At 64.1% G+C, this 10,104-nt stretch carries 9 protein-coding genes; 4 read left to right on the top strand and 5 right to left on the bottom strand.

What is annotated here, in order from left to right; genetic code table 11:
- A partial coding sequence (locus tag FJ960_RS19835) for an aminotransferase class I/II-fold pyridoxal phosphate-dependent enzyme (protein WP_140716217.1) occupies nucleotides 1-540 on the top strand: 540 nt, incomplete at its 5' end.
- Nucleotides 541-553: 13 nt separating this feature from the next.
- On the opposite strand, the gene FJ960_RS19830 is transcribed toward FJ960_RS19835, so the two are convergent.
- Nucleotides 554-1,720: a pyridoxal phosphate-dependent aminotransferase gene (locus FJ960_RS19830; RefSeq protein WP_140507515.1), complete on the bottom strand. Its 1,167-nt coding sequence runs from the start codon at nucleotides 1,718-1,720 to the stop codon at nucleotides 554-556.
- A gap of 109 nt (nucleotides 1,721-1,829) precedes the next feature.
- Entirely contained in the window at nucleotides 1,830-2,252 is a 423-nt protein-coding gene (mscL, locus tag FJ960_RS19825; protein ID WP_027145683.1) for a large conductance mechanosensitive channel protein MscL, read from the bottom strand.
- Between the two features lie 249 nt (nucleotides 2,253-2,501).
- On the opposite strand from mscL, the gene FJ960_RS19820 reads away from it, so the two are divergent.
- The gene (locus tag FJ960_RS19820; protein ID WP_140716215.1) at nucleotides 2,502-6,011 is read left to right on the top strand and encodes a PAS domain-containing hybrid sensor histidine kinase/response regulator; all 3,510 of its coding nucleotides are present in this window, start codon (nucleotides 2,502-2,504) and stop codon (nucleotides 6,009-6,011) included.
- Nucleotides 6,012-6,027: 16 nt separating this feature from the next.
- On the opposite strand, the gene FJ960_RS19815 is transcribed toward FJ960_RS19820, so the two are convergent.
- On the bottom strand, nucleotides 6,028-6,663 hold the full coding sequence (locus FJ960_RS19815; RefSeq protein ID WP_140716233.1) for a TetR family transcriptional regulator: 636 nt from the start codon (nucleotides 6,661-6,663) through the stop codon (nucleotides 6,028-6,030).
- A gap of 94 nt (nucleotides 6,664-6,757) precedes the next feature.
- Between FJ960_RS19815 and FJ960_RS19810 the strand changes: the two genes are divergently transcribed.
- Both FJ960_RS19810 and FJ960_RS19805 read left to right on the top strand, forming a co-directional pair.
- Nucleotides 6,758-7,414 carry an O-methyltransferase gene (locus FJ960_RS19810; RefSeq protein WP_140716213.1) on the top strand — a complete coding sequence of 219 codons (657 nt, stop codon included), beginning with the start codon at nucleotides 6,758-6,760 and terminating at the stop codon, nucleotides 7,412-7,414.
- A 104-nt stretch (nucleotides 7,415-7,518) separates the two neighbouring features.
- Nucleotides 7,519-8,817 (top strand): MFS transporter, encoded by a 1,299-nt coding sequence (locus FJ960_RS19805; protein WP_246672877.1) that lies wholly within the window; start codon nucleotides 7,519-7,521, stop codon nucleotides 8,815-8,817.
- A 23-nt stretch (nucleotides 8,818-8,840) separates the two neighbouring features.
- Here the strand turns inward: FJ960_RS19805 and FJ960_RS19800 are convergent, their stop codons facing one another.
- Together FJ960_RS19800 and FJ960_RS19795 are read right to left on the bottom strand one after the other, a co-directional pair.
- Nucleotides 8,841-9,500 carry a response regulator transcription factor gene (locus FJ960_RS19800; RefSeq protein ID WP_027145680.1) on the bottom strand — a complete coding sequence of 220 codons (660 nt, stop codon included), beginning with the start codon at nucleotides 9,498-9,500 and terminating at the stop codon, nucleotides 8,841-8,843.
- Nucleotides 9,501-9,623: 123 nt separating this feature from the next.
- On the bottom strand, nucleotides 9,624-10,058 hold the full coding sequence (locus FJ960_RS19795; RefSeq protein ID WP_140507521.1) for a hypothetical protein: 435 nt from the start codon (nucleotides 10,056-10,058) through the stop codon (nucleotides 9,624-9,626).
- Between the last annotated feature and the right edge of the window lie 46 nt (nucleotides 10,059-10,104).

The raw sequence follows: 10,104 nt of genomic DNA, 5'->3' as shown, positions 1-10,104 counted from the left end.
AAGGCTTTCGGCACGCTGGGCGGTTACATCACCGGCACCAGCGCCGTCATCGACGCGGTGCGCTCCTATGCGCCGGGCTTCATCTTCACCACGGCGCTGCCGCCGGCGATCGCGGCCGCCTCGACCACCTCGATCCGCCATCTCAAGCGCTCGCAGGCCGAGCGCGACGCCCAGCAACAGCAGGCGAGCCGAACCAAGCAGATCCTGTCCGCCGCCGGCCTGCCGGTGATGGAGTCGCCAACCCACATCGTGCCGCTGCTGGTTGGCGATCCGGAGCTCTGCAAGATGGCGAGCGACCGCCTGCTCGGCGTGCACGGCATCTACATCCAGCCGATCAACTACCCGACGGTGCCGCGCGGCACCGAGCGGCTGCGCATCACACCGACGCCGTTCCATTCCGACGCGCTGATCGCCGAACTGCAGGACGCGCTGGTCGAGACATGGGACGCGCTCGGCATTCCTTACGGGTCTGCGGGACGGCCAGCCGTCGCGAAAGGTGACCGCATTATTCCGCTTCTGGTGCCGAAGTCAGGCGGCTAAGGCCGCCACCTGTTCAAACAGTGTTCATCCAGCTAGCCAGCCGGTTTGCCGCTTCCTCGAGCTGATCGAGGCGGCGGTGGAAGCACAGCCGCAGGAACGCTTCGCCACCGGGGCCGAAGGCGGTGCCGGGCGCCAGGCCGACATTGGCCCTGTCGACGATTTCGAAAGCGGCTGCCCGCGAATCCGTGATGCCATCGACGGTGAAGAACAGGTAGAAGGCGCCCTGCGGCACGGTGAAGCGCGCCTTGCCGGTTTCGCCGAGAATGCCGCAGACCAGGTCGCGGGCTTTCCTCGCCCGCTCCACCTGTTCGGCGACGAAGGCATCGCCCTCGTCGAGCGCCGCGACCGCGCCGCGCTGCATGAACTGGGCGACACCCGAGTTCGAATACTGGATCAGGTTTTCGAACACCTGCTGCAGGCTTGGATGGGTCTTGATCCAGCCGACGCGCCAGCCGGTCATGGCCCAGTTCTTGGAAAAACTGTTGACGAACAGGATGCGGTCTTCCGCCTCCGCGATGTCGAGGAAGGATGGCGCGCGGCCATGACCATAGTGGAACAGCGAATAGATCTCGTCGGCGATGATCCACAGACCCCTGGCGCGGGCGAGATCGAGGATCGCCCGCAGGGTCTCATGGTCGGCGGTCCAGCCGGTCGGATTGGACGGCGTGTTGATGAACAGCGCCTTCGTGCGCGGCGTGACCGCCGCCGCGATCTTCTCGACGTCGCAGGACCAGCCATTTCCGGAATGGTCGAGCGTGACCGGCACCGGCACGGCACCCGCGATCGCGGCGGCGGCGTCGAAATTCGGCCAGGCGGGCGACAGGTAGATCACTTCGTCGCCAGCTCCCGCAAGCGCATCGAGCGCCAGCTGGATGGCATGCATGCCTGAGCCGGTGACGATGAATTGTTCCTCGGGGAAGGTCTTGGCGAAATGCCTGGAATAGTAGCGGGCCAGCGCTTGCCTGAGATCGGGGATGCCCCTCTGCCAGGTGTAGAACGTCTCGCCGCCGGCCAGCGCCTTCGACGCGGCATCGGTGATGAAGGCAGGCGTCGGCAGGTCGCCCTCGCCGGCCCAGAGCGGGATCAGGCCTTCGCGCAATCTGCCGTAGTTGACGACGGCGACGATACCGCTTTCAGGTGCGGCCAGGGCCTCGGGGCGCAGGGTCTGGATCAGGGTCATTGGGCAGGTCCGTTGTCTCGGGCGTTCGTAAGCGCTGCTTACCAGATACGAAAACAGAAAACCCCGGCCGCGAACGACCGGGGTTTTGGTCCAGAAGAACTCTATCCGTCTACCGCCTGGCCAGCAGATCGCGGATTTCGGTCAAAAGCTGTACATCGGCCGGCGGAGGAGCTGCCGCTGCGGCGGGCTTTTCCTTTTCCAGGCGCCTGCGCATGTTGTTCACGGCCTTGACCATGAGGAAGATGATGAAGGCGAGGATGAGGAAGTTCAGCACCACGGTGATGAAGCTGCCATAGGCAAAAACGGCGCCTTGCTTTTTGGCGTCCGCCAATGAGGTGGCGTTGACGGCCGAGGAAAGCCCAAAGAAGTAATTGTTGAAGTCCAACCCGCCGAAGATGGCTCCGACGATCGGCATGATGATGTCGTTGACCAGCGAATCGACAATCTTGCCGAAGGCAGCGCCGATGATGACGCCGACGGCCAAGTCCATCACGTTGCCCTTGGAAATGAATTCCTGGAATTCTTTCAGCATTCGACCCTCCTTGTCATGGCGGGTCGCGCAGCCGTCCCATCCCCGCGGCACCGACCCGACGACACCATAACAAAAACCTTGGGTTGCACCATCGGCTAAAAAAGAAAACAACCGCTTTCTCCTTACCTTGGGGCAGCCGCCGGAAATCATCGCCCGCATGCGCCGAAAGCCGCGATGGACTTGGCGCCCAAGCTGTGATTGCGTCTGATCCGGCCAGGTGAAAATCGGCACAGGGAGGATCTTGCCGGCGTGCAGGGCTTGTTCATCGTCATCATCGCGATCGCCTATGTGACGCTGCTGTTCGCCATCGCCAGCCTGGGCGACCGCCGCTCGGCCTTGTCAGGCCCCGGTCGGGCGCGGCCCTTCATCTATGCGCTCAGCCTTGCCATTTACTGCACGTCCTGGACCTTCTTCGGCTCTGTCGGCCTTTCCTCCGAACGCGGCCTCGAATTCCTCGGCATCTATACCGGCCCGGTGCTGGTGTTCGTGTTCGGCTTTCCCTTGCTCAACCGCATCGTGCGGCTGGCCAAGACCGAGAAGATCACCTCGGTCGCCGACTTTCTCGGCGCGCGTTACGGCAAGAGTTTCACCGTGGCCGCGATCGCCACGCTGATCGCCACGATCGGCGCCGTGCCCTATATCGCGCTGCAATTGAAGGCGATCTCCGGCTCGGTCAGCCTGATGGTCGAGCACTATACGGGCTCGCCGCCCTCGTTCGATCCCTTCGTCAGCGACATCTCGCTGGTCGTCGCCATGCTGCTTGCCTTGTTCGCGGTCCTGTTCGGCACACGCCATGCCGACGCCACCGAACACCAGGACGGGCTGGTGCTGGCGGTGGCGGTCGAGACCGTGGTCAAGCTTGCCGCCTTCCTGGCCATCGGCCTGATGGTCATCTTCCTGATCTTCGGCGGCCCCGGCGACATGTTCGACCGGCTGGCCGAGAATGGCCAGGTACGGCAGGCAATGGGCTATTCGACGTCGCTCGCCACCTGGCTGGTGCTGACATGTCTCAGCGGTTTCGCCATCATCCTCCTGCCGCGGCAGTTCTACGTCACCATCGTCGAGAACCGCAGCGAGGCCGAACTGCGCACCGCGACATGGGTGTTCCCGCTCTACCTGGTGGCGATCAACCTGTTCGTGCTGCCGATCGCCTTTGCCGGCCTGACGCTGGTCGGCACAAGGACGAGCAGCGACCTTTATGTGCTGTCGCTGCCGCTGTTCAGCGGCCACGATTTCCTGGCCATGGCCGCCTTCATCGGCGGCCTGTCGGCGGCAACCGCCATGGTCATCGTCGAGAGCGTGGCGCTGTCGATCATGATCTCCAACGACCTGATCATCCCGCTGTTCGTGCGCCGGCTGTTGCGCACGACCACCTCCGAGAACGAGGATTGGTCGACGCTTATCCTCAATGTGCGGCGTGGAGCGATCTTCATCCTTCTGTTCATCGCCTTTCTCTACTATCGCGAGAGCACCAACAGCGCCCGGCTGTCGTCGATCGGACTGATGTCCTTCGCGGCGATCGGGCAATTCGCGCCGGCCCTGATCGGCGGATTGATCTGGCGCGGCGCCAACGGCCGGGGCGCGGCACTCGGCATGGTCGCCGGCATCCTGGTCTGGGGCTACACGCTGCTGGTGCCGTCGCTCGTCGCGCAAGATGCCGGCATCATCGTGCATGGACTGTTCGGCTTCGAGGCGTTGCGGCCGCAGGCACTGTTCGGCACCGTCGCCGAACCGCTGAACCACGGCGTGCTGTGGAGCCTGTCGGTCAACGCGCTGTTCTTCGTCTTCGGGTCGCTGTCGCGCGCGTCGGTGCCACTGGAGCGCATCCAGGCATCGATCTTCGTGCCGCGCGAAGCCGGCCCGATGCCGAGCCTGCGCCGCTTCCGCACTGCCATCACCGTCAACGACCTCAAGGATACGATCGCACGTTATCTCGGTGTCGAACGCACCGAGCGGTCCTTTCAATCCTTCGAGAAGAGCAACGGCACCTCGCTGCACGGCAACGAGCAGGCCAGCATGGACGTCATCCGCTTTTCCGAGCAGCTGTTGGCAAGCGCCGTCGGCTCTTCCTCGGCGCGTCTGATCCTGTCACTGCTGTTTCGCCGCCACGACCGAGAATCCCGCGACGCCTTCCGCCTGCTCGACGACGCCACGGAAGCGCTGCAGCACAACCGCGACCTGCTGCAGATCGCGCTCGACCAGATGGAACAAGGCATCACCGTTTTCGACCGCGATTTCCGGCTGATCTGCTGGAACCGCCAGTACCGGGCGCTGTTCGACCTGCCCGACGAGATGGGCCAGGTCGGCGTTTCGCTCGACCAGATCCTTCGCCATCTGACCGAGCGCGGCGACATTCCCGCCGACCAGCGCGTGACGATGCTCAACCGGCTGACCAGCTTCGTCAGCCCGTGGCAGATGGAGTTGAAGACCAGCGGCCGCATCGTGGAACTGCGCTCCAACCCGATGCCCGACGGCGGCATCGTCGCCACCTATGCCGACATCTCGGGGCGCGTCGAGCAGGACCTGGCGTTGAAGCGCGCCAATGAATCGCTGGAGCAGCGCGTCAAGACCCGCACCGTCGAACTGACCAGGGTCAACGAGGAATTGACCCGGGTCAACGAGGAACTGGCACAGGCACAGATGCTCGCCGAGGAGGCCAATCTCGGCAAGACACGCTTCCTTGCCGCCGCCGGTCACGACATCCTGCAACCTTTGAATGCCGCCCGGCTCTATTGTTCTTCGCTGATCGAGAAGGCCGGCAAGGGTCCAGCAGGCAAGGCGGCCATCAACATCGAATCCTCGCTGGAATCGGTCGAGACCATTCTCGGCGCCGTGCTTGACATCTCGCGCCTCGATGCCGGCGCCATGAAACCTGACGACACCGCCTTCAACCTGGATGGCCTGCTGCGCCAGATCGGTAATGATTTTCGGCCACTGGCCGCGGAGAAAAAGCTTGGCCTGACGATCATGCCGTCGTCGCTGACGGTGATGACGGACCGTAACCTGTTGCGCCGCCTGATCCAGAATCTTGTCTCCAACGCCATCAAATACACCCGCCAGGGCCGCATCCTTGTCGGTGTGCGGCGCCGTGGCGATCTGGCCGAGATCCAGGTGATCGATACCGGTATCGGCATCGCAGGTGACAAACTCAACACTGTTTTCCACGAGTTCACCCGGCTGGACGAAGGAGCACGCGAAGCCGAAGGTCTTGGTCTCGGCCTCTCCATCGTCGACCGCATCGCCAGGGTGTTGCGGCTCGAGATCCGCATCTTCTCCAACCCCGGCAAGGGCACGCGCTTTTCCGTCATCCTGCCGATGGCGGCCGCGCAGGAGCCGCGACGCGAGGTCGAGACCAGGGCGCCGGCCCGCGCGGCGGCTTCGCTGTCCGGGCTGTATGTGCTGTGCATCGACAATGACATCCGTATCCTCGAAGGCATGCGGCTGCTGCTCGAAGGCTGGGGCTGCAACGTCGCCACGGTGACCGGCTCGGGGGATCTCGACAGGGTCGCGGTCCAACGTCCGGACATCGTGCTTGCCGACTACCATCTCGACCGCGAAACCGGTCTCGACATTATCATCCGGCTGCGGGCGACGCATGGTGACGACCTGCCGGCCGTGCTGGTCACGGCCGACCGCTCCAACGAGGTGCGAGCAGCCGCGGCAGGCCTCGATATCTCGATGATCAACAAGCCGTTGAAGCCGGCGGTCCTGCGTTCGATGATGGCCAGGTTCAGGCCGATGGTACGGGCGGCGGAGTGACGTCTAAGCGCCTGGATCAGGCCTGGTGCCCCAGGCATTTGAGATAGGCGCAGAACATGTCGGCGAGGGCGTCGGAATAGGCTTCGATTTCCGCCGACGTTCGCGGCTTTTCCGAAAACTCCGCCCCCACCGAGCTCAGCGTCGTTCGGATCAGGTCGCCGGCCATGACGCATACGGCATCGGGCGCATCGGGCAGCGTCTCGCGGATGAACGACTGGACCGCGCGATTGGCCACGGCCCTCGATTCGTCGGCCTCAGGCGCGTCCCGGTAGAGCGGAGCGGCATCGTTCAGGGCCCCGCGCACCGCTGCCTCCTCGCATTCCGAACGGATGAAGGCGTGCACCAGGGTGCGCGTCCGCTCAAGCGGCGGACTTTCGGCGTTCTCCAGGATGCCGCACAAGAGCTCCGTCGTCTGCCGCCATTCATCGCTCTGTAGCCGGAACAGCAGAGCCGTCTTGTTGGGGAAGTACTGGTAGAGCGAGCCGACGCTGACGCCGGCCTTTTCGGCCACGCGCGTGGTGGTGAAACGCCGTGCGCCTTCACTCGCCAGAACCTGAACAGCAGCCTCTAAAATCGCCGCGACGAGTTCCGTGGCGCGCGCCTGCTTAGGCTGTTTTCGGGTGGAAACTGAAGGGGTTGGGCATTGGATCATGGCGGCACCCGGGAATGCGAATTGGAAACCTGAAGGATTATTCGTATTCTCGAGACAACACAACGACGCATGCATTTCCGACTGGAGAACTGCCATGACCACGCTCACCGGAACCCCGCTGGCTCCCCTGCTCGCGCGCCTGTTCGAGGAAGCCAATGCCGCGACAAGCCCGGCCATGGCGCGATATTCGCATGAAGAACGGGCCCGCCTGCTCAACAGCAAGACCGAATATCGCGAGTTCTATGGCAGCATAAAGGATCTCTGGCTCGCGGTTTCGCCGGAAACCGGCACATTGCTCTACATGCTGGCGCGCAGCACGGGGGCGCGCATCATCGTCGAATTCGGCACCTCGTTCGGCATCTCGACGCTCTACCTCGCCGCCGCGCTGCGGGACAATGGCGGCGGCCGTCTGATCACGACCGAATTCGAGAGTTCCAAGGTGATGCGGGCCAAGGCCAATCTCAGGGAAGGCGGCCTCATCGACCTGGTCGAAATCCGCGAGGGCGACGCGCTGGAGACGCTGAGCGCCGACTTGCCCGATACGATCGACCTGCTGCTGCTCGACGGCGCCAAGGCGCTCCATCCGGAGATTGTTGGTTTGGTCGAGAGCCGGTTGAGGCCCGGCGCTTTGGTCATTGCCGACAACGCCGATTTCGCTCCTGACTATCTCGAGCGCGTGCACTTGCCGGCGGGAGGCTACATGTCGACGCCGTTCGGCGACGAGGTGGAGTTGTCGATGCGGCTCGGCTGAACACTCCGGCATAGACGACGCCGCTCCTCGAGCGGCCGTAGGCGTTAACGTCAGACAACGCGCAATCCGGCCCTTCGGGCCTCCGACGCGTAGGTGACATCATCATGACCACAATTCCCTCCTGGCGCGGGCTGCCGCGCCCGGCGACGCTTGGACTTTTTCTGTTCTTCTGCGCCGGTTTCGCCGATGGCGCGCTGGTGCCTTTCTTTCCACTCTGGGCAAGCAGCGAAGCCGGCATCCCTGTCGGCGCGATCGGCCTGCTGTTCGGCTGCTATGCCGGCGGCGAGCTGCTGGCGGCGCCGCTCATCGGCGGCATCGCCGACCGCATCGGCCGGCGGCCGGTGCTGATTGCCTCGTCGCTCGGCGTCGGTGCCGGCTTTCTGGCCCTGTTCTTCGTACACGGCGTCGTCGCCACCGCGCTCGTGCTGCTTTTGACCGGCATCTGCGAATCGGTGCTTCACCCGACAATACTGACCGCGATCGCCGATGTGACAGAGCCGTCCGCGCATCCGCGCTGGTTCAGCATGGCACGGGTGAGTTCGAGCGCGGGACAGATACTCGGGCCGGCCTGTGGTGCCTTGCTTGCGCTTATGTCACTGCGCTGCGTGTTTCTCGCCGGCGGCACGATGCTTGTGCTGGACGGAATCATGATGCTGCTGGCCCTGGACGAGACGATCAGCGCCGGCCGCGCCACCGGCGACGGCGATGAAGAGTACGAAGAGGAAGAAGGCTTGTCCGCGCTGCTGCCGGCGTTCCGCGACGGCCGGTTGGCGAAGCTCCTGCTCTGGGTCGTCCTGTTCGAGGTCGCCGGCAACTGGATCGAGGCGGTTATCCCGCTCTATGCGCATGACGCCGGCACGCTGACACCATCCGGCGTCGGCGCGCTGTTCGCCTACGCGGCCGCCCTGACGGTCGGCCTGCAGATGCTGGTAAGCCGTATGGTCGAGGCACGGTCCGCCTTGTGGCTGACGGTCGGTGCCGGCCTGGCAACGATACTCGCCTTCGCCCTGTTGGCCGCCTCGCCTGCAATGTTGGCGCTGATCGGCGCGGTCAGCCTGTGCTCGATCGCCCAGATGCTGGTCGGCCCGCTGGTACCGACCGCCGTCAATGCGCTGGCGCCTCAGGCACGACGGGCTTCCTACATGGCGGCCTCGTCGGTGGCGGTCGACCTCAAGGATTCGCTCGGTCCGTCCATCGGCACGGCGCTCTACGCACTGGCGCCGCGCCTGCCCTGGATCGCCGGCATTCCGCTGGTGGCAATCGCCTCGCTCGGTCTTGGCGCCGCGATCGGCCGCGCACGGCGGCCTTCAAACGAATCCAACTCGAACCCGAGCGCCAGGCCGGAAGCGGTCAATCCACCGGAGTTGCCGGTACCATGGTCGCCAAGTCCGGCAACCGAATAGTCGCGACCCGCTGCAGCCGGCACTCAGCCCGCCGGTTGCAGCGGGTCGCTGCCGATCTTGGACAGCAGGATCACCGCCTGGGTGCGGCTGTCGACGCCGAGTTTTTGCAATATGGCCGAGACATGCGCCTTGATCGTCGCCTCGGAAACGCCGAGCTCATAAGCGATCTGCTTGTTGAGCAGGCCTTCAGCCAGCATGCCGAGCACGCGGGTCTGCTGCGGGGTCAACGCCTGCAGCCGTTTGATCAGGTCCGATATTTCGGGATCGCGTTCGACACCGAGATCGACGCCGACGGGTGCCGCGATATCGCCGGCAAGCACCGACTGCACGGCGCCGCGGATTTCCTCCATGCTGGCCGACTTGGAGATGAAACCGGAGGCGCCGAGATCGAGAGCGCGCCGGATGGTCGCTGGATCATCATGCGCCGACACCACGACCAGCGGCACCGCCGGATGGATGCCGCGCAGGGAGATCAGGCCGGAGAGGCCGCTGGCGCCAGGCATCGACAGGTCCAGCAGCACGAGATCGACATCTTCATTGGCAACGACCAGCGCCTTGGCGCTTTCGAAATCGCCCGCCTCATGAATGGCGGTGACATTGCCGATGCCGGCAAGCGCCTCGCGCAGGGCGCCGCGAAACAGCGGGTGGTCGTCGGCGATGACGAAAGTATAGCCTGACGGCAAGATGTCCCTCCCCGAATCCCCGATTTACTGCTTTTTGCGGGATCAGTCGGACGATTATGAGGGGCCGCGCGCTGTTTTCAAGCGGCAAAGCCAGCGCGCCGCGTATTCCCTCGTCACTAGCGCTCAGGTCTTCTGCGAGTTGAGCTGGGCGCCGCCGCCGCTGTCCTTGTCCATATCCTTGACGATGCCCATGAAGCTCTTCAGGAAGCGCTCCATATAGCTCATCGTCGTGTTGAAATCCTCCTCGCTCGGCAGTTTCGATTCGAGGCGGGCGGAGAGCGAATTCTCCAGCTTGGTGACACGCTCGTCCATCGCCTTCATCGAGGTCTGTAGGCGATCGACCTCATCCTGGTAAGCGGCGCGTTCATCGGCCGCCATCTTGCAGACGAGCTGGCCCGAATGCTCCTCGCAGATCGACATCGCGCCGGTCTGCGTATCCATGCGGACATAGCCGTTATCAGACTTTTCCAGCCGGTAGCGGTCGGCTTCTTCCGAATAAGCTGAGGCCGCGACCAGTGAAACGAGCGCGGCGGGGATCAAGATGTGCTGCAGACGCATGTTGTCCTCCATGGCCAAGCCTGAAATATCGCATGTTTGCGCCGGA

The organism is Mesorhizobium sp. B2-3-11, assembly GCF_006442215.1.
Classification (GTDB): domain Bacteria; phylum Pseudomonadota; class Alphaproteobacteria; order Rhizobiales; family Rhizobiaceae; genus Mesorhizobium; species Mesorhizobium salmacidum.
This window is presented reverse-complemented; position numbering and strand designations above follow the sequence as displayed.

Bases quoted from the DNA above. Each gene is read 5' to 3' on its own strand.
- FJ960_RS19830 (WP_140507515.1), bottom strand. From the start codon at position 1,720: ATGACCCTGATCCAGACCCTGCGCCCCGAGGCCCTGGCCGCACCTGAA.
- mscL (WP_027145683.1), bottom strand. From the start codon at position 2,252: ATGCTGAAAGAATTCCAGGAATTCATTTCCAAGGGCAACGTGATGGAC.
- FJ960_RS19815 (WP_140716233.1), bottom strand. From the start codon at position 6,663: ATGATCCAATGCCCAACCCCTTCAGTTTCCACCCGAAAACAGCCTAAG.
- FJ960_RS19810 (WP_140716213.1), top strand. From the start codon at position 6,758: ATGACCACGCTCACCGGAACCCCGCTGGCTCCCCTGCTCGCGCGCCTG.
- FJ960_RS19805 (WP_246672877.1), top strand. From the start codon at position 7,519: ATGACCACAATTCCCTCCTGGCGCGGGCTGCCGCGCCCGGCGACGCTT.
- FJ960_RS19795 (WP_140507521.1), bottom strand. From the start codon at position 10,058: ATGCGTCTGCAGCACATCTTGATCCCCGCCGCGCTCGTTTCACTGGTC.